This window comes from Aminobacter sp. NyZ550, from assembly GCF_025628925.2.
Taxonomy (GTDB): Bacteria; Pseudomonadota; Alphaproteobacteria; order Rhizobiales; family Rhizobiaceae; genus Aminobacter; species Aminobacter ciceronei.
The window spans coordinates 5,172,065-5,195,127 of record NZ_CP114190.1 but is presented as its reverse complement, the minus strand read 5'-3'; the positions used below and the strand labels follow the sequence as shown (position 1 = coordinate 5,195,127).

The following is a 23,063-nucleotide window of genomic DNA, read 5'->3' as shown; positions in this document are numbered from 1 at the left end:
ATCGATTTAAAAGCGCCAGCCCAAAAGCCAGTGCCACGGTGTCACACGCGAAGATTTGATAGTGGTCCAGACGAAGCCGTGGCGCCAGCCGAAGATAGGTTGTTTCGGGCTGCAAGGCATGTACCCGATGCCGGAGATGCTGCCGTGCATCCCTGCCGCCATGTAGCCCGGCTCACTATCTGATCGGCTCCAGCAGGGCGTCGATCGTGTCGTCGCGATCGGCAAGCGCCGGTCCGGTCGAGAGGCTTTCGGGGCCGCCAGCCACGACAGCAGGAGGTGTCGGGCAAACCGGCGGGACCGGGACCGTGCCGTCATTGAACGGCGCCTCGCGCGCGGTGACCGTAGCGCACATGCGTTCGATGCCGACCTGCAACTGCAGCGAGTAGTCGAGCGGCCGCGCCAAGACAGCTGTCTGCGTGCCGAAGTAACGCGACTCGCCGTCGAACACGCCGCCGGCGAAGATGTCGCGGAAATACTCCAAGAGCCGGCGCTGGTAATCGACCGGCGTCGCCGGCTGCCGTGGCAAGTTGCCGAAATCGTCGCTGCGCGGATATTGCGCCGAACCATGGCACGAAACGCAGGAGCTGATCTGGTTGTCGGCCGGGCCGTTGACGCGCCCACCCCAGCCAAGCTCCTTGCGCCCGGCCCAGCCATAGATCTTTCCCTCGAGCGTTTCGTTGAGCACGTTCTGGCGCAATTGTCCCGGCGGCGGCACGAAGCGGTCGTTGCCCCAGCTCAGCCCGACCGGCACCAGCTTTTTCCACGGATCGGTGCCGGGTACGCTGCCCTGGTAGACGAAGGTGCCGAACACCCATCCGGTTTGCAGCGAGCGTGGGTCGCGCACGGCGATGTCGATCTGATAGAGATGCAGCTTACCGATGCGATTGGGCGCCCGGCCGATGTCACCTTCCCATTCCGGTGCGCCGGCGAGATAGGGGATGTCAGTTGCCGTGGCGGTGGTGAACAGCAGCTTGAACGTCGTCGTGCCGATGGGAAAATAGATGTCGTCGATTTTGGGGCTGCACGGGTCGTTCCACACCTTGGCGAAGGTGGTGGCGCCGAGCGCATTGTAAAAGCCGACCGCCCATGTATCGAAGGACTTGGTCACGCCCTCGGCGAGCTGTTCCGGGTCGGTGGCGCGTTCCTTGGTCAAGCCGTGCAGGAATTCCCGTCCCGAATTGCCCGGATGCATCCAGAGCGCATGATACCAGTTGCGCACATTGTTGTCGGCAACGTCGAAGTCGACGGCGATGTTGCCCTCGAACGAATAGTCGAGCACCGCCTGGATATAGGCGCGCCAGTCCTGGGTGAAGTCGATCGACAGGAAGGCCGGAAGTGGTTCACTGGTGCTTGCGGGGAAGTCGAAGCGGCCCTTGAAGCCCTGCGCCTCGGTGAAGCCGGGCGGTATGCCGCGCTTTTGGTTGTAGCTCGGCACCATGCAGGCTGCATTCGCTGCTTGCTGGTAACAGATGAACAGACCTGCACTTGCTGAAAACAATGCAAATAAGAAACGAAGTTTCATGCTTGCGTCCCCACCCAGAGGCAGACATTTACTTTAGAATTGTTTGAAGTGTGCCGCAAGCCGAGCACTCCGCGGCAACTGCTTGTCTGTTGCTGACCGAGGCGTTTTCGTTTTCGATGAGTGGCTGGTGACAGGGTTCGATTCGAAAGGGGCGTAACGTGGCGGACAGGCTCAAGGACAAGGTCGCGATCATCACGGGCGGTGCCGCCGGTTTTGGCGAAGGCATGGCCAGGCGTTTTGCCGAGGAGGGCGCGAAGGTCGTCGTTGCCGATCTGAACTCCAGGGAGGCCGAGCGGGTCGCGGTCGAGATCGGCAATGGCGCGATCGCAATCACAACCGACGTGTCGCAGCGCTCCGAATTCGACGAGCTGGTCTACGCCACCAAAAGTGCCTTCGGCCGCATCGACATCATGGTCAACAACGCCGGCTACACCCACCGCAACGGCGATCTCGTCGATGTCGAGGAAGACGTCTTCGACCTGATCACCGCAGTCAACATGAAGGCGATCTACCATGCCGCGCGCGCGGTCGTGCCGATCATGGAGCGCCAGGGCGGCGGTTCGATCCTGACCACTGCCTCGACCGCCGGCCTGAGACCGCGCCCGGGCCTGACCTGGTACAATGCCTCCAAGGGCTGGGCGATCACCGCGACCAAGTCGATGGCGGTCGAGCTCGCGCCCAGGAACATCCGCGTCAACTGCCTCTGCCCGGTCGCTGGCGAGACAGGCATGCTGGAAAAGTTCATGGGCAAGGACACGCCCGAGATCCGCGAAAAGTTCAAGGCGTCGATCCCACTCGGCCGTTTCTCGACCCCGCTCGACATTGCCAACGCCGCCCTGTTCCTGGTCTCCGACGAGGCCTCTCTGATCACCGGCGTGGCCATGGAAGTGGATGGCGGGCGCTGCATTTGAGCATTTCTGCCGCGAGGTAACCGCGCTTTCGACCTGAAATTGTGGTCACAAAGCTTGACCGCTGCTGCCTGAACCCTATTCCAATGGCTCAAAACCAATGGGAAACGCCATGCACAGGGTTGCGATCAGCGGGACCGGCATCTTCACGCCGGAGGAGGTCATCACCAACGCCGAGTTGGTGGCCTCCTACAATGAATATGCCCACCGACAGAACAAGCTCCACGCCGACGCCATCGAGGCGGGCGAGCGCGAGCCGATGGCGATGTCGTCGGAAGAGTTCATCGTCAAGGCTTCGGGCATCGAGCGCCGCCATGTCGTCTCCAAGTTCGGCATTCTCGATCCCGGCATCATGCACCCGGTGCTGCCTGAGCGCGCCGAGGACGAGCTGTCGCTGATGGCCGAGATTTCGGTCAAGGCAGCCGATGAGGCGATGAAGAAGGCGGGCTTGACCGCCGCCGACATCGACGCGGTCATCTGCGCTGCCTCCAACCACGAGCGTGCCTATCCGGCTGTCGCCATCGAGGTGCAGCAGGCGCTCGGCATCAAGGGGTTTGCCTTCGACATGAACGTCGCCTGCTCGTCGGCGACCTTCGGCATCCAGCTGGCATCAGACATGATCCGCACCGGCTCGGCCCGGGCGATCCTGATGGTCAATCCCGAGATCACCTCCGGGCATCAGGAATGGCGCGACCGCGATTGCCACTTCATCTTCGGTGATGTCTGCACGGCGGTCGTCCTGCAGCGCGTCGACGAGGTGAAGACGGACTATGCTTATGAGGTGCTGGCCACCCGTTGTCTCACCGAGTTCTCCAACAACATCCGCAACAACAACGGCTTCCTGCGCCGCACCCGCGAAGGCCACATGGCCGATCGCCGCGACATGCAGTTCCACCAGGAAGGCCGCAAGGTGTTCAAGCAGGTGGTGCCGATGGTGGCCGAACTGATGCTCGGCCATCTGGCGGAGCAGGGCATCGAGCCGCAAAACCTGTCGCGGCTGTGGTTGCACCAAGCCAACAAGGGCATGAACGACCTGATCGGCTCGAAGGTGCTGGGTCGCGAGCCGAGCCGCGAAGAGCAGCCCAACGTGCTGCAGGACTACGCCAATACCTCGTCCGCCGGCTCGATCATCGCGTTTTCGAAATTCTCCGACGACCTGCCCACTGGCGGCCTCGGCGTGATCTGCTCCTTCGGCGCCGGCTACTCCGCCGGCAGCGTGATCGTCAGGAAGCTTTAAGCCTCGCCGCGCAGCCGCTCGACCACCCGGTCGGCCATGCGTTCGCAGCGCCAGCCATTGAACGGGAACAACTCGGCAAAGCCGCTCGACAGGCGTTTTTCGATCGCTGCCCGCATCAGCTTGCGGGCGCGGAACAGCCGCGTCTTGACCGTCTCGGGCTTGAGCGCCAGCTGTGCCGCGGTCTCGTCGACACTCATCTCCTCGACGTCGCGCAGGATGAAGACAATGCGGAAGGCTGCCGGCAATTCGTCGATCGCCTGTTCGAGCAAGGCGCGTACCTGCCCGCGACCAAGCTCGGCATCTGCGCCCGGTGGTGTCAGCGATGTCGAGAACATGATCACCTGGCCTCCATTGGCGGCGGCATCCAGTTCGTCCAGCTCGCCGGAAGGCCGTCGCTTGCGGATACGCGTGATCGCCTCGTTGAGTGCGATCTTCGTGAGCCATGTCGAAAACAGCGACTCGCCCTTGAAGCTTTCGAGCCGGGTAAAGGCCCTGACATAGGCCTCCTGCACCACGTCCTCCGCCTCTGCGTCGTCGCGCGTGACGGCACGGGCAATGCGGAAAAGCCGCTGGTTGTTGCGTTTGATGAGCGCGCGGATGGCGTTCTCGCCACCTTGACGCGCGAGTGCCACCAGTTCCTCGTCGCGGTACCTGTCGAGGTCGACCTGTTTCCGCAAGATTGCCAGTTGCATGTTGTCGCTCCAGTTTCCGACTCGCCGTTCACGCCTTGCGGACGATGCCCTTGGCGATGATCTCGTCCACCGGCGGAAACGCGTCCAGCGCGATGTCAGGCAGCGGCGTCGGTGTCTGGTCTGCCGCTGTTGCCGTCTTGACCGGTGCAGGCGGCACGCCGACCACGATCCGCCCGACCATGCCGGCGTGCTCGTGCGGCACGCAATAATAGTCATACACCCCAGGCACCGTCAGCGTTACCGAGAAGGTCTCGCCCGGCATCAGATAGTCGGAATTCCAAGGCTGGGCGTTGACAGGAATGCGCAGCGGCCGCTCGAACATGTCGGGGTGATACGCCGTCACTGTGTGCGAATTGCCGGGGTCGCGATTGGTCCAGCGGATGGTCTGGCCGGGCTCGATGTGAATGCCGATCGGATCGAACCAGACACGCGCTCCATCATCCTTGCCATGCATCTCGACGTCGACTGCGCCGGCCGAGAGCGCCGGCCTTGCCAGAAGCGCGGCGAGGAAAAATCCCCCGCCGGCTTCGATCATGCGTCTGCGCGTGACGATCATTTCGCCACACGTGCCTCGTCGGCCTTGGCCACATGCCACAGCACGACATGGGCATGCGGCTCTTCCACCCCGGGATGGCCGGCATTGTAGTAGACGCTGACGTGGTCGACATTGCCGCCCGGTGAAGCAAGATCGTCGAAGCGCTTGTCGGGATTGAGATCCTTGATCGGCAGCATGTAGATGGTGCTGACCAGCTTGCCGTCATGGTCGTAGGCGAGGAACGGTCCGGCCGGCAGCGACGCGGGATCGACGAACAGTTGGCCCATGCCGGGCAGGAAGTCGGGCAGCTTGACCAGGCTGCTGACCGCCTTGAAGGCGCCGGCCGGCGGCGACTTGGCGACATCGGCGGGAATGTCGTGAGCAAGCGCGGGCAGGGCACTCGCGAGCACGAGGGAAAGTGCGGCGGAAACCAGTTTCATCTAGATATCTCCTGCTGGCGTCAACGCATTGTGCGGTGGCTTCAGTCATTGGATGTCAGCGATCGAAAAAGGTTCCCGTGAATGTGCGGCCGCCTGCCCATGGTGAAGGCAGAGGTCATCATCGATGATGCTCGGGGAACGCATCGCGTAAAATTCCAAGGACAAGGGAGATTCCCGATCCCGGCCGCGATCGCCGGGACCGCTGCAATGTAGATGCAATCTTGGCGGCGTAGCTGCCCGGGAACATCATCCACAAACTGGGATCAGACATGTCTCTCAGCACTGCACGCCGCGCTGTCGGCACACTTGCCGTCGCCGCCGCGATCTTCCTGGCCGGCTGCCAGTCGGACGTCATGAAGGGCTATATCGGCCAGCCGCTCGAGTCGGTCATCATCGACTACGGCCCACCCACCTCGGTGATCGAACTCGGCCGTGGCCAGCGCGCCTACCAGTGGAGCAAGATATCGACAAACGCCGTCGCCGGCTCGACCAGCGGCGAGTATCGCGACACCAGGCGCGGCACGCGTTATGAGGAATACACCACGCCAGGCTATGTCGAGCAGCAGGAGTGCTTCTACACATTCTACGCCACAAGGTCCGAGGGGCGCTGGTACATCACCAACTTCCGTAAGCCGAAGCTGGAATGCGAGTAACCGCTTGAGGCTGTGCCGGTGCCGGTGGCGGGCCAATGCCCCTACCGGCTTTGGCTGGGCCCGGGGATTGATCGAAGGATTACGTGCATGCGCATTTTGCTGCTTGAGGACGAGCCGGAGATGGCCTCGGTGCTCAAATCGGCGCTGGCACGCCGCAACGTCATCGTCGATCACGTTGCCACGCTTGCCGATGCCGAGGCTGCGGCCGAGTTCGGACCTTACGATGCCATCGTGCTCGACCGCCGCGTGCCGGATGGCGAAGGCCTCGACCTCATTCCCAAGCTGCGCGCCTTGCGTGTCGATGCGCCGGTGTTGATGCTGACGGCACTCAGCGGCCTCAACGACAGGGTCACCGGGCTCGACGCAGGCGCCGACGACTATCTGGTCAAGCCGTTTGCCATGGAGGAACTGATGGCGCGCCTGCGGGCGCTGCATCGCCGCCCTGTCGCGCTGCGCTCCGAGCAGACGGTGGTCGGCCGGCTCATTTATGATTTCCACCATCGCGAGGCGAGCGTCGGCGACAAGCCGCTGGAGCTGTTGCGGCGCGAGCAACTGGCGCTTGAAGCGCTGCTGCGCCGGCCCGGCCGCACCGTGCTGCGCGCGACGCTCGAAGAATCGGTCTACGCCATGGACGACGAGATCGGTTCCAACGCGCTCGATTCGCACCTCTCGCGGTTGCGCCGCAAGCTCGACGATGTCTCGGCCGGGGTCGAGATCAGGGCGATCCGCAATCTCGGCTATCTCTTGCGCGCCGTGGCATGAAGAAGCTGCGCCCGACTTCGCTGCAATGGGTCCTTGTCCGCCGCCTCATTCTCCTCCAGGCGGCGACGCTGATTACCTTCATCGCGCTCCTGTGCGCGGCGTTCTTCATCGCCCAGCCCCGGCTGATCATCGATACTGAAGTGGCAGCCGGACTTGTCGCCGAGGCGATTGCGCGGGACGCGCAAGGTCGTCTCGTCATCGAGGATACCGATGACCTTCGCAAATTCCGGGAAGAGTTCCCCCACCTCTGGTTCGTCGTCCGCGACGAGAAGGGCGAGGTGCTCAGGGAAGGGGATGTTCCCGAGGCCTATGCAAAAGGCACGGGCGAACTGCTGTGGGGCGTGAACAAGGCGACCCTCGGTTTCAATAAGGAACTGCGCCTTCCCGAGGCGACGCTGATGAACGCCGACACCCGTACCGGCCGCATGCAGATCATCGCCGCGACGGTGGCCTCGCGCGACCAGACCGATGGCCTCGAAATCAACGTCGACCTCGATTTCGACGTCGTCCGCTATCCCGACGGCCAGCCCATCTGGGTCCGGATCATCCCTATCCTGGCGCTCGTCGTGCTGATCATGCTCTCGCCGGTCATCATCGTCATGGGCGTGACGACGCTGGTCACCACGCCGGCAGTCGTGCGCCGCTCGCTTGCCGGCCTGGTCGCCACGGCGGGACAGGCCAAGCGCATCGACATCGACAATCGCGCCGTGCAACTGCCGACCGAGCAGGTGCCGACTGAGATTGCGCCGTTGGTCGAAGCCTTCAACAACGCGCTGTCACGCCTCGGACAGGGTTATGACCAGCGCAACCGCTTCCTGACCGACGCGGCGCACGAGCTGCGCACGCCGATCGCCATCCTGCGCACCCGCGCTGAACTTCTGCGCGAGGATCCCGAAAGCGCGCGCCTGCTGACGGACATCGAGCGTCTGTCCAACCTTGCGCAGCAGCTGCTCGACCGGCAGGTGCTCGACCAGTCGGCAGGTGCCCGCGAGGTCGTCGACCTCGTTGCATTCGCACGCCACCTCGCCGCAGATTTCGCGCCGCTGGCGCTCGGCGCCGGCTACGACTTTACGTTCGAGCCGTTGGCCACGAGCGTGCTGGTCAACATCCAGCCGTTGCAGATCCAGCAGGCAGTCACCAACCTCTTGCGCAACGCCATCGATCATGGCGGCGGCGAGGGCACCATATCGGTGGTGGTCGACGGTAGGGGTGGGGTGGAAATCCACGACGAGGGTCCGGGTATCCCCGACGACGAGCATGAGCGTGTGTTCCAGCCCTTCTATCGCCTGCGCCCGCGCAACAGCGGCGCCGGCCTCGGCCTCAATCTCGCCCGCGAGATTGCCCGGCTGCATGGCGGCAGCGTCGAAATCCTTGTTGGCCCGTGGGTCGGCGCCCGCGTCAGGCTACAGCTGCCGCTGTGGCAGCCGACGACGTCGGGCGCAAAGCCGCAGGCTGCGAGGCAGACCAGCTGAAGGTTGCGCCGAGCCATCTGCGCCGATGGAGTTTCGATCTGGACCTTGCCGTGCCCTTCGGCGGTCGACGCCCAGGGCCTAGCCATCGAACAGCGGCATGCCGCTGAAGCGGAGCCGGAAGCGGCGATCATCGCCTTAAGCGTCGATGATCCGGGACAAAGGCCGCTTCGTAGATACGATCGACCAACTCGTCCGCCATGGCGCTATATCCTGTCCCGCAGCGCGAACCAGTTGAGGGCGAGGAAAAGGAGCGGCGTCCGGAAACGCCGACCGCCGGGGAAGGGCGGGATCTTCAGCTCCTCGATCAGCTTGAGGCGGTCGCGGTTGCCGGCCACCGCCTCGGCGTAAAGTTTGCCGAAGAAGTTCGACAGCATCACGCCATGGCCGGAGTAGCCGCCCATCGAGATGACGTTCGGCATCACCTCGCGCACGAACGGCTTGCGCGGCACGGTGATGCCGACATAGCCGCCCCAGCCATGGGTGATCTCGACATCCTTCAGTGCTGGGTAAATCTCGGTGATCTGCTTGCGGATGTGGATGTGGATGTCCTTGGGGTCGTTGACGCCGTAGATCTCGCGCCCGCCGAACAGCAGCCGCCCGTCCCGCGACTTGCGGAAGTAGCGCACGACGAAGCGGGAGTCGTCGACCGACTCGCCGCCGGGGATGACCTTCGAATCCGCGCCCAGTGGCACCGTGGCGCCGATGAACGAGCCGATCGGCATGATATGAGCGGCACTCACCGGCTCCAGCTTGCCGCCATAGGCGTTGACCGCGATCAGGCATTTCTGTGCCGTGATCGTGCCGCGCGGCGTCGTCACCCTGACCTTGCCGCCCTGTGAGGTGATGTCGGTCGATGGCGTGTTTTCGAAGAGGTGGGCGCCGGCGGCGGCCGCGGCGCGCCCCGTGCCGATCACCAGCTTGAGCGGATGAATGTGGCCGGTGCCGGTGTCGCGCGTGCCGCCATAGTAGTGCGTCGAGCCAAGCCGCTCGGCGGTTTCGCTCGCGTCCATGAAGCTGACATGCGGATAGTTGAAGCGGCTGGCCATGATCTCGGCATGGGCCTTGTAGTCGTCGACATAACGCCGCTTGTGCGCCACCGACATCTGGCCCGGCATATAGTCGATGTCGATGCCGTTGGCGGCGGTGAAATCGAGCAGGTGCGCCTTGGCCTCCTCGGCCAGGTCGAACAGCGCCTTGGCCCGGGTGAAGCCAAGCTCGCCTTCGAGCTCCTCGGCCCAGGCGCGCTGGCCGGTGCCGAGCTGGCCGCCATTGCGCCCCGAGGCGCCGTCGCCGAAGCGATGCGCCTCGATCAGAACGACATTGGTGCCCGCCTTGGCAAGATGCGTCGCTGCCGAAAGCCCGGTGAAGCCGCCGCCGATAATGACGACATCGGCCTGAAGATCGCCGTCAAGCGCCGGATATTCGGGGCGGGGGCCAGCCGTGTCCTCGTACCAGGAGAAGCCGGGGGAAATAGGTGACTGATAGAGCATGATACGGAGATGGCTCCGGGATTTCGGGCGATGGGAGCAAACAGGGAATCGTGAGTAGCGAACAGGGAAATGAGCGCTTCTATTCGCTATTCCGCTGCTCGCTATTCGCTTCGTCACACGTTCAGCAACAAATACTCCCGCTCCCACGGACTGATCACTTCCATGAAGGTTTCGAACTCGGCGCGCTTGATCGCCGCGTAGGTCGAGGCGAAGGACTTGCCGAGCATCGTTGCCAGTTCGTCGTCGCTTTCGAACAGGTCGACGGCCTCAAGCAGGCCGCGCGGCAGGTCGATCTCGTCCTCGTTGGCGGTGGTCAGGATGGGCGGCTCGGCCACAAGCTTGTTGTTCATGCCGATCAGGCCGCAGGCGAGAGATGCCGCGAGCGCCAGATAGGGATTGGCATCCGAGGACGGGATGCGGTTTTCGACACGCCGCCCCGCCGGGTCCGAGCGCGGCACGCGGAAGGCCGTGGTGCGGTTGTCGTAGCCCCACTTGTTGTTGACCGGCGCCGAGGCCGCCTGCGTCAGGCGGCGATACGAGTTCACGTAAGGCGCCAGCATCACCAGCGCATTCGGCACATGCTGCTGCATGCCGCCGATGAAGTGGAAAAACGCATCGGTTTCCGTGCCATCCTCGCCGGTGAAGATGTTCTTGCCGGACTTCCTGTCGACGATCGACTGGTGGATGTGCATCGCCGAGCCCGGTTGGCCCTGGATCGGCTTGGCCATGAAGGTGGCGTAGGTGTCGTGCTTCAGCGCCGCCTCGCGGATCGTGCGCTTGAACAGGAACACCTGGTCGGCGAGCTCGATCGGGTCGCCATGACGCAGGTTGATCTCGAGCTGGCCGGCACCTTCCTCGTGGATCAGTGTGTCGATCTCCAGGCCCTGCGCCTCGGAGAAATGGTAGATGTCATCGATGAGTTCGTCGAACTCGTTGACGCCGGCGATCGAATAGCCGGCACCGCCGCCGATCGGGCGGCCGGAGCGTCCGACGGGCGGGGTCAGCGGGTAATCGGGATCGGGGTTCTTGCGGACGAGATAGAATTCGATTTCGGGCGCGACAACCGGCCTGAGGCCGACCTTTTCGTAGGCCGCCACCACGCGCTTCAGCACGTTGCGCGGCGTGAACTCGACGGGGCGGCCGTCCTGGTGGACGAGATCGCAGATCACCTGGGCGGTCGGATCGTCTTCCCACGGCACCACTGAAAGCGTCGAGAGATCCGGCACCAGCTTCAGGTCGCCGTCATCCTCCGGGTATTCGAAGCCGTTGCCATCTTCGGGATAGACGCCCGAGATCGTCATCATGAACGGTGCCGACGGCAAGGCCAGCGAGGTGTTGGAGGTGAACTTGCTGGACGGCATCATCTTGCCGCGGGCAACGCCGGCCTGGTCAGGCGTGATGCACTCTATGTCCTCGATACCGCGCCATTCGAGCCATTCGGAGGCTTCCTTCCAGTTCTTCACACCACGCTTGTTTTTCACAAATGCGGGCGTGCGGGCGCGAGCCCCCCGAGTGGTCGGACGGACTTCCTTCTTTGCAGGCGGCATCATTCACCAGATTGTCGTTGCAGATTGCCGAGTATAGCCGGGCGCCATGAAATAAGAAAAGGGGGGCAATCAGGCGATTCTGCTTGGGTTCGAACTGAAATCAGCTGGTTTCAGTCCGATTTTCGGCCTAGAGAGCCGCCATGACATCTGCTTTGCCCGCCCTCACCACCATCGGATTCGATGCCGACGACACGCTCTGGCAGAACGAGCAGTTCTTCCGCATGACGGAAGAACACTTCGCCGAATTGCTCGCCGATCATGGCGAGGCAGAGCAGTTGAAGTCACGCCTGCTGGAGGCCGAAAAGCGCAACCTCGGCACCTATGGCTTCGGCATCAAGGGTTTTACCCTGTCGATGATCGAGACCGCGATCGAGGTGACGGAAGGCCGGGTTCCGGCTTCTGTGATCGAGAAGATCCTGGCCGCCGGCCGCGAGATGCTCAGCCATCCTATCGAGACGCTGCCGCATGTCCATGACACGCTCGAGGCGCTGGCCGGCCGCTACCGGCTGGTGCTGATCACCAAGGGCGACCTGTTCGACCAGGAGCGCAAGCTGGCGCAGTCGGGCCTCGGCGATTTCTTCAATGCCGTCGAGATCGTCAGCGACAAGTCGCGGCCGACCTACGAGCGCATTTTCAGCAGCCACGGCGATGGGCCGGCACGCAGCATGATGATCGGCAATTCGCTCAAGTCCGACGTCGTGCCGGCGATCGAGGCCGGCAGCTGGGGCGTCTACATCCCCCACGACCTGACCTGGGCCTACGAGCATGTCGACGAACCGACAGCGGCCGCACGTTTCCGCAAGCTGCAGCATCTCGGCGAGCTGTCGAAGCTGTTGAAAAACCTCGACTGAGGTTCAGCAGCGGCCGAGCAGCTTTTCGACGACGGGCTGCAGCCGCTCCGGGGTGATTGGTTTGGCGACGACGATGTCGACGGCACTCGACAGCGATAGGCTTTCGGGCGTGCCGGCGCGGTTGGACAAAAGGATCACCGACGGCAGGTTGCTGCCGGACGCCAGCCTCAGCGACAGGATCGACTGCATCAGCCCGTCGCAATCCCGGTTGTCGCTGCCGCCGTCGAGGATGATCGTGCCCGGAGCCAGCGCGTGCAGCATCTCAGCTGCCGTATCAGGCGCTTCCGAGACCGTCTTCAGCCCGGAGCGTTCGACGATCTTGGCAACGACGACGCGGTTGATCGGGGAGCGTCCGACGACGAGCACCTTGCTCAGGTCAGCGACACAGCCTTCAAGGGTGCGCGCACTCTCATCCGGACTGCCGCCCGAATCTGGGTCATTCCATTTCATTGGCTTAGCCGACAGCTGAGGGCGTCTGTTCAATCGGGTTGCGTTCGGTGCCTTACGTTCGCGTCAACTGCGGGAAGTGTCAAGTAATACGCTGGAAACGACATTCGACTTTAGTCGCAGGCGATAGAAACTCGACAGGTGGGTCGTAGTCAAATGAGCCGTGGCTAAAAGACAAATCCCGCCCGCAGCAGGGGCTGCGGACGGGATCCGTGGGGGCAGAGGGAATGCTTGTCAGCCGTGTGGCTGCTGGGTGACGATGACGGGTATCAGCAGGTCACCCCAGTTTCCGTCGCCGCCATGGTGACGGGCCGAGCGGACCAGTTCCACCGACACGCCGGCCTCGACTGCCTTCATGACCGACTGGTTCAGGCGGTGCAGGTCGTTGGCGACGATGCGGATCACGGCCTGCTGGTCGGCGCTCATGGTGGTCGCCTGTTCTTCGGCTCGTTCCTTGACACGGGTACGCGGTGCCATTGTGGTTCTCCTCGGTGGTTGCCTTTGCCCTTGCGGGCGTTGCCTCGGGCGGTGCCCGGAGGCCTTGTGCCTCCGGGGTAGCTGGAGCCAGGCCTATTCGGCGGCCGGGCGGAACTGTTCGTGTTCGGTCGATTCGTGCATCGCGGTCGTCGACGACTTGCCGCCGGTGATCGCCATCGAGACGGCGTCGAAGTAGCCGGTGCCGACTTCGCGCTGGTGCTTGGTCGCGGTGTAGCCGTTCACTTCGGCTGCGAATTCCGCTTCCTGCAGCTCCGAATAGGCCGCCATCTGGCGATCCTTGTAGCCGCGGGCCAGCTCGAACATGCCGAAGTTGAGCTGGTGGAAACCAGCCAGCGTGATGAACTGGAACTTGTAGCCCATCGCGCCCAGCTCGCGCTGGAACTTGGCGATCGTCGCGTCGTCGAGGTTCTTCTTCCAGTTGAACGACGGCGAGCAGTTGTAGGCCAGCTTCTTGCCCGGATGCGCCTTGTGCACGGCCTCGGCGAACTTCCTCGCCTGCTCGAGGTCCGGCTTGCCGGTTTCCATCCAGATCAGGTCGCAGAACGGAGCGTAGGCGATGGCACGGGCAATGCAGGGCTCGATGCCGTTGCGCACCTGGTAGAAGCCTTCCACGGTCCGGCCGGCGTCGTAGTCGACGAAGGGCTGGTCACGCTCGTCGATGTCGGAGGTCAGCAGCTTTGCGGCTTCGGCGTCGGTGCGGGCGACGATCAGCGTCGAAGTGCCCATCACGTCGGCGGCGAGACGCGCGGCGTTGAGGTTGCGGATGTGCGCCGCAGTCGGGATCAGCACCTTGCCGCCGAGGTGGCCGCACTTCTTTTCCGAAGCCAGCTGGTCCTCGAAGTGGACGCCGGCAGCACCTGCCTCGATGAAGGCCTTCATGATCTCGAAGGCGTTGAGCGGGCCGCCGAAGCCGGCTTCCGCGTCAGCCACGATCGGGGCGAACCAGGTGTCGACCGAAAGACCCTTGCCTTCCGAGGTCTCGATCTGGTCGGCGCGCTGCAGCGTGCGGTTGATGCGCTTGACCAGTTCGGGCGCAGCGTTGGCCGGGTAGAGCGACTGGTCGGGATACATTGCCGAAGCAGTGTTGGCGTCGGCGGCGACCTGCCAGCCCGAGAGGTAAATCGCCTTCAGGCCGGCGCGGACCTGCTGCATCGCCTGGTTGCCGGACATGGCGCCGAGCGCGTTGACGAAGTTCTCCTCGTGGATCAGCTTCCACAAGCGGTTGGCGCCCATTTCGGCCAGGGTCTGCTTGATCTGGACGGAGCCGCGCAGCCGCTTCACGTCCTCCGGCGAGTAGGGGCGCTCGATGCCGTCGAAACGGCCTTCCGGGGCTGAAGGGACGAGGTTGTAAAAATCGGTCATTGTCGACTCCGTCTGGTCACTTAGGTCTGGGGGCGGCCACCGCGTCTTGGGTTTGTTTGCGGCGATTTCTATGTGACTTGTTTGACATTGCAGCGCCGAAGCAGCCAGAAAATTCAACGAAATGCAGCAAATAATAGGGAAAACCTGTGTTGTGTTTGACAGAACGCCGCTGTAAATTTGTAAAGAATGTAAAAGGTCGGGTAGGCTAATCCCCCTACTTTCGTTGTAAATTCGGTGTAAAAACCATGGCCGAGCAGAAAATCTTCGCCGGACCGCGCATCCGGCGCATCCGTAACCAGAAGGGCCTGACCCAGACGGCGATGGCCGAGGGCCTAGGCATCTCGCCGTCCTATCTCAATCTCATCGAGCGCAATCAGCGCCCGCTGACGGTGCAGCTCATCCTCAAGCTGGCCTCGGTCTACAAGGTCGATCCGGATGAGCTGCAGGGTGAGGCGAGGGGCTCGATCGCAGCACTTCGAGAGGTTTTCGCCGACCCGCTTCTGTCGGGCGAATTGCCCGGCGACCAGGAACTGGTCGAGATCGCCGAGGCCGCGCCCAACGCTGCGGCTGCGGTGATCAAGCTGTTCCGCGCCTATCGCGAGCAGGCCGAGCGCCTGTCCGACCTGACCGAGCTGCTGGCGCGCGAGGGGCATACCACGGCCCTGTCGGGTGCCCGGTTGCCGATCGACGAAGTGCACGAGGTGTTCGAGCGCCGACCCAACCACTTCACTTCGCTGGAAGAAGAAGCTGAAGCGTTCACCTCGCTGCTCGATCCCGGCGACGACCTGTTGGGCGCGCTGAAGGGCTGGTTGCGGCGTGAGCATGGCATCGTCGTCAAGGTGCTGCCGGTCGCCACCATGCCCAACTGGCGCCGTCGCTACGACCGCCATTCGCAGCGCTTGTTCCTGTCCGAGCGCCTGTCGCCCTTCGACCAGCTGCGCGAAGTGGCGATGGAGGCGAGCCTGATCCGCATGCAGGTCGCCGTCGCCGCCGAAATCCAGGCGCTGAAACTCTCCTCCGACGAAGCCAAGCGTCTCGCCCGCTTCGAGCTCGGCCGCTACGCCGCCCATGCGCTGATGATGCCTTATCAGGCGTTTCATTCGGCCGCCCAGCGGGCGCGCTACGACGTTGACGTTCTGCGCTCGCGCTTCGGCGTGTCGTTCGAACAGGCGGCGAACCGTCTGACCATGCTGCAGCGCTCAGGCAGTGCTGCGGTTCCGTTCTTCATGCTCGAGGTCGACAACGCCGGCAACCGCTTCCGCAAGGCAGGCGCGCAAGGCTTTCCGCAGAGCCGTTTCGGCGGCGGCTGCCCCAAACTTCCGGTCCATGCCGCCTTCACCCAGCCGGGGCAGATCTTCGTCGAGGCGGTGGAAATGCCCGATGGCGCCGAATTTCTCTGCGTTGCGCGCACCCTCGAGGGGCCGCAGGGCGCCTTCAGCGAACGCCCCCGGCGCACGGCGATCCTGCTCGGCTGCGACATCGCCTTCCGCGACGAGATCGTCTATGGCGCCGCCCTTCCGGCGCTTGCCGTTGGCGCCAAGCCCGGCCTGGTGGCAGCGACACCAGTCGGCCCGGCCTGCCGGCTTTGCGAGCGGTCCGGCTGCCTGTCGCGCGCCGAGCCGCCGATCACCCGGCCGCTCGGTCTCGACGAGATGGTGACTGGCCTGTCAGCCTTCGATTTCCAGTAAGCGCCGGATCAGGCGCTCAGCTTGCCGGCGTTTTCGTCCTGCCATGTGCCCGACTGGGCGAGCGCATGTGCGGTGGAGGAATCCACCGGCCGGCCGTAGAGAAAACCTTGCGCCTCGTCGCAGCGCCGGTCCTTCAGGAAGGCGGCCTGGAAGTCGGTCTCGACGCCCTCGGCTAGGACCGGGATCGACAGCTTGTGGCCGAGCTCGATGACCGTTTCGATGACACTGGTCGCCTGGGCCTGGCGGCCGAGCGCGTTGAGGAAGCTGCGGTCGACCTTGATCTTGTCGAAGGGGAAGGAAAACAGCGTCGACAGCGACGAATAGCCGGTGCCGAAATCGTCCATGGCGACGCGGACACCAAGAGCCTTGATCTTGCGCAGCACAAGCAGAGCCTGGCCCGGATTGTCGATCAGCATGGTCTCGGTGATCTCGATCTCGAGCCGCGTCGGCTCCAGGCCAGTCTCGGTTAGGATCTCGGTCAGCCGCTCGGCGAAGTTGGGACGCATCAGCTGCACCGGCGACACGTTGACCGCAACGCCCATGGGTGTTGGCCACAACGTCGCCTCGCGGCAGGCCTGCATCAGCACCCAGTCGCCGATCTCGACGATGATGCCGGTCTGCTCGGCAACCGGAATGAAGTCGGCAGGCGAGACCTCGCCAAGCTGCGGGCTGGACCAGCGCAGCAGCGCCTCGAAGCCGAGCAGTTGGCGTTTCTTCATCGAGATCTGCGGCTGGAACACGAGACGCAGTGCGTTGTCGGCGATGGCGCTGCGCAGGCCGATGGCGATCTGGCCGCGGCGGCGGCCGTCCTCGTCGGCGTCGGCATCATACCAGCACCAACTGCCGTCCTGCAGCTTCTTGGACCGGTACATGGCAAGGTCGGCGCGAGTCGTCAGTTCGTCGACGCTGTCGCCGTCCTTGGGACAGACCGAAATGCCGATACTGGCGCTGATCGAGAAGCGGCCCTTGCCCAGTTCGTTGGGGCGCGAGAAGGCGTCGCTGATGCGGGCGGCGAACTCCTCCACCTCGTTCTCGCGGGTGAACGGCTTGACTGCGATGAACTCGTCGCCGCCGATCCGGGCAAAAAACTCGCCCTCGATCAGCGCTGCACGCATCCTTGCCGTGGTCTGGACCAGCACTGCGTCGCCGGCGGCATGGCCGTAGACGTCATTGATTTCCTTGAAGCGGTTGAGGTCGACGGCAATGATCGCCAACGAGGTGCCCGCTGCCTGCTTCAGCCGCATCGGCAGCTCGTCGCGAACCGCGGCGCGGTTGGGCAGGCCGGTCAGCGGATCGTGCATGGCCAGGTGCCGGAAATGCGCGACGGCGTCCTGCTGACCCTGCTCTTCGGCCAGGTGGGTCACCGCGCCGAGCATCACCACAAGTACGGTCACCAGGACGACCAGGATCGCCAGCACGCTGTCGGACATCAGCTGGCTGGGGACTGCGACGCGTGGGTCGGGCGTGATCTGCACCGCGCCCATGGCGGTGAAGTGCATGATGCCGATGCCCAGGATCAGGGCTGCCATGCCGGCATAGTGGCTGGTGCGGGTGGTGCCGCGCGCCACACGGTTGGTGGCAAGCATGCCGAGTGCCGCGCCCGCGGCGACGGAAAAGGCAACGAAGGAGGGATCGTAGCTGATCGTGCCGGCGACGACGAAACCGCGCATTCCGGCGAAATGCATCAGCGCGATGCCGGAACCGATCACGCCGCCACCGGCCTCGATCATCCAGTCACGTTCGCGGCTGGCGGCGATCATGAAGCCAGCCATCGAGGTGGCGATGGCAAAGGCCAACGACAGCACGGTGAAATTGGGCTCGAAGCCGTGCTCGACATTGGGAATGAAGCCAAGCATCGCCAAGAAATGCGTCGTCCAGATCGTCATGCCGCCGGCCAGGCCGGCCATGACGAGGAAGGCCACGTGCTTGGCGCGCCGGACGTTGCGGGCACGGGCGTACAAGCGCATCGACACCACGCAGCCGAGCGCGCAGATGGCCAGGGCAGCGGCAACAAAACGATAGTCGTGGGCGGTGACGAGGCAGTTGAGTACGGTCAGCATGAACGGTTCCTTGCGCGTCGGCCGAAACTCGGGACGTTTTCGGAAAGCGCGACGCGCAGTTCCAGAGTTTGGCCGGCTTTATCCGAGACAAACCTTGCCGATCCGTTTCACCCCATTGGGCCACGGCGCGTGGTTGACTTGGCAGGTAATTGAAGGTCGCGTGCGCCGCACCCATGTGCTGTCCGAAACTGGGCGGTGACCCAGTATTTGGAGGCGTTCACATGAGTAATTCTGATGTCCGACCCAAGTCGAGGCGGTGGCCGAAGCGTGTGTCGCTTGCTGTTCTGGCATTGCTGATCGTCGTTGTGCTGCCGCTCGGCGTCATCTTGTATCCGGTATTCAAGTCCTAACCGGCCGCGGCTTCATCTGCCGGCAGTTCGCAGGCTGACGAGAACGCGCAGGATTTGGCTCATCTTCGCAACATGCAGCTGGTCGAGCGCAGCTTGACGGCTGAAACCAGTGCCGCATTTGTTAAGGAAGTCGATGAACTGACGGCCCGCGCATCAGAACTCGACCGGCCTGCGCTGGCGATGGGCGCGGCAAAGGCGGTCGCCCTTGCCCATAACGGCCACACCAACGTTCTCGGTCTTGCCGGCGGGCAGGGCTTTAACGCCATCCCGCTGCGGCTGGGCTGGTTTGCCGACGGGCTTTTCGTTGTTCGCGCCACAGTGGAGCATCGCGATCTTCTCGGGGCGCAAGTGCTCATGGCGAACGGAAGGACCCCGGACGAGCTGGTCGCGGCATTGCGGCCCTATGTCGGCGGCACCGAAACATACGTGCGCGAGCTGTCGCCGAATTTCATGATTTCGCCGGAGCTGCTCCACGCGGCCCAACTGGCCGCCAAAGCGGACGAGAGCGCGTTTCGTTTCCGCAAGGCCGACGGTTCCGAGATCGTGCGCACGCTTGGCGTCGCGCCGGAGAAAGGCGAGCCTTCGACGAGAACCGTCTGGCCGAAGCGCGACCTCAGTCCGGTTGCGCTTGACAAGGGTGGCCCCGGTTGGGTCCATGTTCTGGACGGCGTCACGCCGCCCTATCTTTCGCGTCCCGATCAGAACGCGTGGCACAGCTATCTCGAAGAAGACGGTATCCTCTACGTCCAGATCAACCGTTTCCGCGATGCGGACGGGGCGTCGATGGCCGACTATCTGGCTGGCGTGCTGGAGGAGGCTGGCAAGCGCGACGTCAGGCATGCCGTCGTCGACCTCAGGTTCAGCCCGGGCGGCAACTACATGCTCGGCACCGACTTCTCGCGCCTGCTGCCCGAGGCCGTGCCCAATGGCCGCATCTTCATCCTGACCAGCGGCAACACGTTTTCGGCGGCGATCAGCATCGCGTCACGGCTGAAATATTATGCCGGCGAGCGTGCTGCGCTGGTCGGCGAGGAGATGGGTGACGCCGGCCAGATGTGGGGCGAGGGCGGCACGACGATCATGCCCAATTCCAGAATCGCGTTTCGCTACACCACCGCCTATCACGACTGGGAGAACGGCTGCCGGCTATCGCAGCTGGCCACCTGTTTCCTGCCGAACTATGTCTACGGCACCGCCGCGGGTTCCCTGCGGCCCACGGTCCCCGTCGCCCAGACCTTCGCCAGCTACGTTTCCGGCGACGACGCCGTCCTGTCGGAAGTGCGGAAGCTGGCGAAACAGGCCAAATAAGAAGCCGAGCAGGCTTCCGTTAGCTGCGGTGGCCTGCCCTGTTTGTCCGGTCGGTGCTTGCGCGGAAGGCGGCCGCTGCTGCGGCAAGCATGGCGCCGCCGCCGACAACGAGCCCGGTGTAGAAGTAGGTGTCGGCGAAGCCGAAGGCCGCGATCATCGGTTGGCTGGCGAAGGGCGAGATGAAGTGTCCCGCGAAGATGCTGGCGGTCATGCCGCCGGCAACGCGTCCCCGCATTTCGGGTGCCGCCGCCGTCATCGCCGCCGCTGCGATGTTGGGCATCATCATGCCAAGGCCCAGGCCGACAACTATTGCTGCCAGCAGGACCATGACAAGCGCACTGGCAAACCCCAGCAGGACGTAGCCTGTACCCATCAGGCCGAAGGCGAGACTGAACACGCCGACCACGCCGAGTCTGGCGCGCAGGCGCGCATAGGCCAAAGCGGCAACCGCTCCGATCAGGCTGCTGAGCCCGATGGCGAGGCCGGCCAGTGTCGGTGAGCCGATGCCCATGGCGTTGAGATGGAACGGCAGCTGGACCGGCAACAGGTAGAAGGCGACGCTGTTGAGCACCGCCGCGCTGTAGACGGCGAAGACCGCGAGCCATGCCGTGCCGGCAGAGGCTTTGGCGGCAACGGTCGCCGACGCAATGCGGTTGCGGACCGGTTCGTCGATGAACGCAATGACAGCCGGGATCAGCAGCAGCGACAGGCCGTAGACAGCGAAGGGTGCACGCCAGTGCACTTCGGCGAGCATGCCGCCGCCGGTCAGGAAGATCAGCCCGCCAAAGCCGACAAATGCCGATTGACAGCCCATGAAACGATCACGCGCCGGGCCGCTGAAATAGTCGCCGACAAGTGCCGTTGCCGTCGTCATCACGCCGGCAACGGCGACGCCGAGCAGCGCGCGTCCGACCAGAAGCGCGGGCAGGCTATCGGCCACCAGCCCCGACATGCCACCGAGACCATAGAGCAGGGCCGCGGCGATCAGCAGCGGCTGGCGACCGAAGCGGTCGGCCAGTCCGCCGGCGAATGGGGCGCAGATGACGATGGACAGCGCCGGCAGTGTCAGCACCATCCTCGTCAGGATCTCGACGTTGGGACTGCCGACGAAATGGCTTTCGATGGCCGGCAGCGACGGCGAAATGGTCGCGCCCGACATGATCGTCAATGTGCTGATCAAAAGAAGTGTCAAGTTGCGGCCGGCATGCCGGTCGGGCAGAGCCGCCGCTTCCGCGACCCGAACCGGTTGCAGCGCGCTCATGCGGCCACCTCGAGATAGGGCGTGTTGGCACGTGCCTCGCGCAGGTTGATTGCCCACCATTGCAGGCGGGCGAGCAACGCCGACATCGCCTTGCGCGCATCGCGCGGGTCCATCAGCGTGCCGTTGCGGTCGAACTTGCTCCAGGCGCTGGCAAAACTCACCGTGTCGCGGATTGCCACGACATGCAGTTCGGCAAACACCAGGCGCAACTGTTCGATCGCCCGCAACCCGCCCGAAATGCCGCCATAGGAGACGAAGGCCAGCGGCTTTGCCTGCCACTGGATGCTGTGGGCGTCGATCAGTGCCTTGAGGTCGGCGGTGTAGCCGTGATTGTACTCCGGCGTCACCACCAGGAAGGCGTCGGCATCGCCAAGGCGGCGGGCGACATCGGCACGGTTTCGGCCGAGGTCGCGCGGGTCGATAAAGTCGATGGCAAACTGCTGGTGGCCCGCAATTTCGGCGGCAACCCAGTTGACCACGGTATCGCAGAAACGGCCCTCACGGGCGCTGCCATAGATGATGGCGAGCTTTATTTTCTGGGGCATTTCAGGGGTGGCTCCATTTCGGTATCGGTGTTGGAGCCGCTTCTGTAAAAGCTCAACTAATATTGAGGTCAAGAAGAAAATTGAGCGCCGTCGGATTGTTCGCTTCGACATCGCTGGGGGATTGTTCGAATGCAGCGCGGTTTGCCACAACCATCGTCATGGGCTGGACCACGCAGTAGCTTGAGCGATGAGGTAGCGAATTGGACCGTTTCAAGTCGTTGTGAGCATATCCAGCCACCCCAACGTCATCGATACTGAGGCCATGACAGACCCGGCAGTTCCGCTATCCGACGCCACTGCGCCGCAGGTTTCTCGGCGCGACGAGCGCTTGGGCATCGCCCTGGTGTTCCTGTCGGCGCTGATGTGGAGCCTGGGTGGCGCCATCGGCCGCTTCATCGAGATCGACGACATCTGGACCGTGGTGTTCTGGCGCTCGTTCTGGGCGGCAGCCTTTCTGCTGGCATTCATGGTTTGGCGTGACGGCTTCCGCGGAACGCTGCAATTGTTCCGCGGCATGGGGCTGCCCGGTCTGCTGGTGGCAATCTGCTTTGCCACCGCCTCGACGTCTTTCGTCATCGCCCTTGCCTACACCACCGTCGCCAATGTCCTTTTGATGCAGGCTGGCGTGCCGTTGCTTGCGGCGCTGTTTGCCTGGGTGCTGTTTCGCGAGCGGGTGGCGCTGGCGACATGGGCGGCGATCCTGGCGGTGATCGTCGGCGTGGCGATCATGGTTTCGGAGTCGCTCACCGGCAAGGTTTCGCCGATTGGTGACGGCCTCGCCTTGCTGATAGCAGTGGTGTTTTCGATCGCTACCGTCATCACCCGCCGCTTCTCCCATGTGCGCATGACGCCGGCCACCTGCCTCGGCACCATGATCGCGGCGGCTTTTGCCGCCTCGCAAGCCTCGGCCTTTGCCGTCTCGCCGCGCGAGATGGGTTTTCTGTTTGCCTTCGGCGTCGTCAATCTCGGTCTGGGCCTCGCCTTCTTCGCCACCGGGGCGCGGTTGATCCCGGCGGCCGTCGCCGCGCTGATCGGCACCTTCGAGCCGATGCTCGGGCCGATCTGGGTCTGGCTCGTCCATTCCGAAGTGCCGTCGCTCCGTACCATATCAGGCGGTGCGGTCATTTTCGTCGCCTTGCTCGTGCATCTCGGGCTCGAGTTCAGGCGCCAGGCGCAACCGCAAAGACCCGGTGTCACCGGCATGCCGATGCCCGATTGATCAATTGGTCGTTTACCATTGACAATACTACCGTCGGGCGGGCAGGCTGAGCGTCGAGGGTAACAACAACACAGGCGTATCTTGCCAGGTTCCACTGCCGGGGCTTCGGTGTCCGCAGATGTAAATCGCCGTAACGTTTGCGCCGGGTCGCGAGCCGGCGGGAGCGCGCTACCTTCATCACTCGATTTTTGTACAGGATCAGGATGCGCCGGGACG

The 23,063-nt window shown here is 63.8% G+C and carries 21 protein-coding genes; 9 read left to right on the top strand and 12 right to left on the bottom strand.

The window, feature by feature from the left end; all coding sequences use genetic code 11:
• Nucleotides 1-175 precede the first annotated feature (175 nt).
• On the bottom strand, nucleotides 176-1,522 hold the full coding sequence (locus N7E70_RS25810) for a hypothetical protein (protein ID WP_182574802.1): 1,347 nt from the start codon (nucleotides 1,520-1,522) through the stop codon (nucleotides 176-178).
• A 158-nt stretch (nucleotides 1,523-1,680) separates the two neighbouring features.
• Between N7E70_RS25810 and N7E70_RS25805 the strand changes: the two genes are divergently transcribed.
• Both N7E70_RS25805 and N7E70_RS25800 read left to right on the top strand, forming a co-directional pair.
• Nucleotides 1,681-2,433, top strand: a complete 753-nt coding sequence (locus N7E70_RS25805; protein WP_067965251.1) for an SDR family oxidoreductase — start codon at nucleotides 1,681-1,683, stop codon at nucleotides 2,431-2,433.
• Between the two features lie 109 nt (nucleotides 2,434-2,542).
• The gene (locus tag N7E70_RS25800) at nucleotides 2,543-3,667 is read left to right on the top strand and encodes a beta-ketoacyl-ACP synthase III (RefSeq protein ID WP_182574800.1); all 1,125 of its coding nucleotides are present in this window, start codon (nucleotides 2,543-2,545) and stop codon (nucleotides 3,665-3,667) included.
• Here N7E70_RS25800 and N7E70_RS25795 read toward each other — a convergent pair.
• From N7E70_RS25795 to N7E70_RS25785, 3 genes are read right to left on the bottom strand one after another with little or no spacing between them, the layout of a single operon-like run.
• Nucleotides 3,664-4,359 (bottom strand): RNA polymerase sigma factor, encoded by a 696-nt coding sequence (locus N7E70_RS25795; protein WP_192318278.1) that lies wholly within the window; start codon nucleotides 4,357-4,359, stop codon nucleotides 3,664-3,666. The two genes, N7E70_RS25800 and N7E70_RS25795, sit on opposite strands and share 4 nt — an antisense overlap.
• Before the next feature lie 28 nt (nucleotides 4,360-4,387).
• Entirely contained in the window at nucleotides 4,388-4,915 is a 528-nt protein-coding gene (locus N7E70_RS25790) for a plastocyanin/azurin family copper-binding protein (RefSeq protein WP_192318276.1), read from the bottom strand.
• Nucleotides 4,912-5,334 carry a DUF5602 domain-containing protein gene (locus N7E70_RS25785; RefSeq protein WP_154385323.1) on the bottom strand — a complete coding sequence of 141 codons (423 nt, stop codon included), beginning with the start codon at nucleotides 5,332-5,334 and terminating at the stop codon, nucleotides 4,912-4,914. Before N7E70_RS25785 ends, N7E70_RS25790 begins: the two co-directional genes overlap by 4 nt.
• Before the next feature lie 269 nt (nucleotides 5,335-5,603).
• Between N7E70_RS25785 and N7E70_RS25780 the strand changes: the two genes are divergently transcribed.
• From N7E70_RS25780 to N7E70_RS25770, 3 genes are all read left to right on the top strand, one after another.
• Nucleotides 5,604-5,987, top strand: coding sequence for a hypothetical protein (locus N7E70_RS25780; protein WP_067965241.1), 384 nt, complete (start codon nucleotides 5,604-5,606; stop codon nucleotides 5,985-5,987).
• A gap of 87 nt (nucleotides 5,988-6,074) precedes the next feature.
• Entirely contained in the window at nucleotides 6,075-6,749 is a 675-nt protein-coding gene (locus N7E70_RS25775) for a response regulator (RefSeq protein ID WP_182574794.1), read from the top strand.
• Nucleotides 6,746-8,221: a sensor histidine kinase gene (locus N7E70_RS25770; RefSeq protein ID WP_182574793.1), complete on the top strand. Its 1,476-nt coding sequence runs from the start codon at nucleotides 6,746-6,748 to the stop codon at nucleotides 8,219-8,221. Before N7E70_RS25775 ends, N7E70_RS25770 begins: the two co-directional genes overlap by 4 nt.
• Nucleotides 8,222-8,424: 203 nt before the next feature.
• On the opposite strand, the gene N7E70_RS25765 is transcribed toward N7E70_RS25770, so the two are convergent.
• Entirely contained in the window at nucleotides 8,425-9,711 is a 1,287-nt protein-coding gene (locus N7E70_RS25765) for an NAD(P)/FAD-dependent oxidoreductase (RefSeq protein ID WP_263008013.1), read from the bottom strand.
• 113 nt (nucleotides 9,712-9,824) lie between these two features.
• Nucleotides 9,825-11,261: a glutamine synthetase family protein gene (locus N7E70_RS25760; protein WP_182574789.1), complete on the bottom strand. Its 1,437-nt coding sequence runs from the start codon at nucleotides 11,259-11,261 to the stop codon at nucleotides 9,825-9,827.
• A gap of 137 nt (nucleotides 11,262-11,398) precedes the next feature.
• Here N7E70_RS25760 and N7E70_RS25755 point away from each other — a divergent pair, with 137 nt between their 5' ends.
• On the top strand, nucleotides 11,399-12,109 hold the full coding sequence (locus N7E70_RS25755) for an HAD family hydrolase (RefSeq protein ID WP_154385326.1): 711 nt from the start codon (nucleotides 11,399-11,401) through the stop codon (nucleotides 12,107-12,109).
• Between the two features lie 3 nt (nucleotides 12,110-12,112).
• Here N7E70_RS25755 and N7E70_RS25750 read toward each other — a convergent pair whose 3' ends face one another.
• From N7E70_RS25750 to aceA, 3 genes are all read right to left on the bottom strand, one after another.
• Complete coding sequence (locus N7E70_RS25750; RefSeq protein WP_263008012.1) at nucleotides 12,113-12,559, bottom strand: response regulator; 447 nt, start codon at nucleotides 12,557-12,559, stop codon at nucleotides 12,113-12,115.
• A gap of 231 nt (nucleotides 12,560-12,790) precedes the next feature.
• Nucleotides 12,791-13,033, bottom strand: a complete 243-nt coding sequence (locus tag N7E70_RS25745; RefSeq protein WP_067965227.1) for an SMc00767 family acetate metabolism repressor — start codon at nucleotides 13,031-13,033, stop codon at nucleotides 12,791-12,793.
• 93 nt (nucleotides 13,034-13,126) lie between these two features.
• Complete coding sequence (aceA, locus tag N7E70_RS25740; protein WP_067965225.1) at nucleotides 13,127-14,416, bottom strand: isocitrate lyase; 1,290 nt, start codon at nucleotides 14,414-14,416, stop codon at nucleotides 13,127-13,129.
• 245 nt (nucleotides 14,417-14,661) lie between these two features.
• Between aceA and N7E70_RS25735 the strand changes: the two genes are divergently transcribed.
• A complete protein-coding gene (locus N7E70_RS25735) occupies nucleotides 14,662-16,104 on the top strand; it encodes a helix-turn-helix domain-containing protein (RefSeq protein WP_154385328.1) in 1,443 nt (480 codons plus the stop codon).
• 8 nt (nucleotides 16,105-16,112) lie between these two features.
• Here the strand turns inward: N7E70_RS25735 and N7E70_RS25730 are convergent, their stop codons facing one another.
• Nucleotides 16,113-18,164, bottom strand: a complete 2,052-nt coding sequence (locus N7E70_RS25730; RefSeq protein ID WP_154385329.1) for a putative bifunctional diguanylate cyclase/phosphodiesterase — start codon at nucleotides 18,162-18,164, stop codon at nucleotides 16,113-16,115.
• A 404-nt stretch (nucleotides 18,165-18,568) separates the two neighbouring features.
• Between N7E70_RS25730 and N7E70_RS25725 the strand changes: the two genes are divergently transcribed.
• Complete coding sequence (locus N7E70_RS25725) at nucleotides 18,569-19,822, top strand: S41 family peptidase (RefSeq protein ID WP_263008011.1); 1,254 nt, start codon at nucleotides 18,569-18,571, stop codon at nucleotides 19,820-19,822.
• 19 nt (nucleotides 19,823-19,841) lie between these two features.
• On the opposite strand, the gene N7E70_RS25720 is transcribed toward N7E70_RS25725, so the two are convergent.
• Nucleotides 19,842-21,083 carry an MFS transporter gene (locus N7E70_RS25720; protein WP_263008010.1) on the bottom strand — a complete coding sequence of 414 codons (1,242 nt, stop codon included), beginning with the start codon at nucleotides 21,081-21,083 and terminating at the stop codon, nucleotides 19,842-19,844.
• Nucleotides 21,080-21,628 (bottom strand): NADPH-dependent FMN reductase, encoded by a 549-nt coding sequence (locus tag N7E70_RS25715; RefSeq protein ID WP_154385332.1) that lies wholly within the window; start codon nucleotides 21,626-21,628, stop codon nucleotides 21,080-21,082. Before N7E70_RS25715 ends, N7E70_RS25720 begins: the two co-directional genes overlap by 4 nt.
• A 262-nt stretch (nucleotides 21,629-21,890) precedes the next feature.
• On the opposite strand from N7E70_RS25715, the gene N7E70_RS25710 reads away from it, so the two are divergent.
• Complete coding sequence (locus N7E70_RS25710) at nucleotides 21,891-22,847, top strand: DMT family transporter (RefSeq protein ID WP_067967053.1); 957 nt, start codon at nucleotides 21,891-21,893, stop codon at nucleotides 22,845-22,847.
• Nucleotides 22,848-23,063 lie beyond the last annotated feature (216 nt).

Excerpts from the sequence above, each read along its gene's own strand:
- N7E70_RS25730 (WP_154385329.1), bottom strand. The coding sequence starts at position 18,164 with ATGCTGACCGTACTCAACTGCCTCGTCACCGCCCACGACTATCGTTTT.
- N7E70_RS25710 (WP_067967053.1), top strand. The coding sequence starts at position 21,891 with ATGACAGACCCGGCAGTTCCGCTATCCGACGCCACTGCGCCGCAGGTT.
- N7E70_RS25750 (WP_263008012.1), bottom strand. The coding sequence starts at position 12,559 with ATGAAATGGAATGACCCAGATTCGGGCGGCAGTCCGGATGAGAGTGCG.
- N7E70_RS25810 (WP_182574802.1), bottom strand. The coding sequence starts at position 1,522 with ATGAAACTTCGTTTCTTATTTGCATTGTTTTCAGCAAGTGCAGGTCTG.
- N7E70_RS25800 (WP_182574800.1), top strand. The coding sequence starts at position 2,543 with ATGCACAGGGTTGCGATCAGCGGGACCGGCATCTTCACGCCGGAGGAG.
- N7E70_RS25770 (WP_182574793.1), top strand. The coding sequence starts at position 6,746 with ATGAAGAAGCTGCGCCCGACTTCGCTGCAATGGGTCCTTGTCCGCCGC.
- aceA (WP_067965225.1), bottom strand. The coding sequence starts at position 14,416 with ATGACCGATTTTTACAACCTCGTCCCTTCAGCCCCGGAAGGCCGTTTC.
- N7E70_RS25785 (WP_154385323.1), bottom strand. The coding sequence starts at position 5,334 with ATGAAACTGGTTTCCGCCGCACTTTCCCTCGTGCTCGCGAGTGCCCTG.
- N7E70_RS25775 (WP_182574794.1), top strand. The coding sequence starts at position 6,075 with ATGCGCATTTTGCTGCTTGAGGACGAGCCGGAGATGGCCTCGGTGCTC.
- N7E70_RS25780 (WP_067965241.1), top strand. The coding sequence starts at position 5,604 with ATGTCTCTCAGCACTGCACGCCGCGCTGTCGGCACACTTGCCGTCGCC.
- N7E70_RS25715 (WP_154385332.1), bottom strand. The coding sequence starts at position 21,628 with ATGCCCCAGAAAATAAAGCTCGCCATCATCTATGGCAGCGCCCGTGAG.
- N7E70_RS25795 (WP_192318278.1), bottom strand. The coding sequence starts at position 4,359 with ATGCAACTGGCAATCTTGCGGAAACAGGTCGACCTCGACAGGTACCGC.
- N7E70_RS25735 (WP_154385328.1), top strand. The coding sequence starts at position 14,662 with ATGGCCGAGCAGAAAATCTTCGCCGGACCGCGCATCCGGCGCATCCGT.
- N7E70_RS25745 (WP_067965227.1), bottom strand. The coding sequence starts at position 13,033 with ATGGCACCGCGTACCCGTGTCAAGGAACGAGCCGAAGAACAGGCGACC.
- N7E70_RS25790 (WP_192318276.1), bottom strand. The coding sequence starts at position 4,915 with ATGATCGTCACGCGCAGACGCATGATCGAAGCCGGCGGGGGATTTTTC.
- N7E70_RS25720 (WP_263008010.1), bottom strand. The coding sequence starts at position 21,083 with ATGAGCGCGCTGCAACCGGTTCGGGTCGCGGAAGCGGCGGCTCTGCCC.
- N7E70_RS25755 (WP_154385326.1), top strand. The coding sequence starts at position 11,399 with ATGACATCTGCTTTGCCCGCCCTCACCACCATCGGATTCGATGCCGAC.
- N7E70_RS25765 (WP_263008013.1), bottom strand. The coding sequence starts at position 9,711 with ATGCTCTATCAGTCACCTATTTCCCCCGGCTTCTCCTGGTACGAGGAC.
- N7E70_RS25760 (WP_182574789.1), bottom strand. The coding sequence starts at position 11,261 with ATGATGCCGCCTGCAAAGAAGGAAGTCCGTCCGACCACTCGGGGGGCT.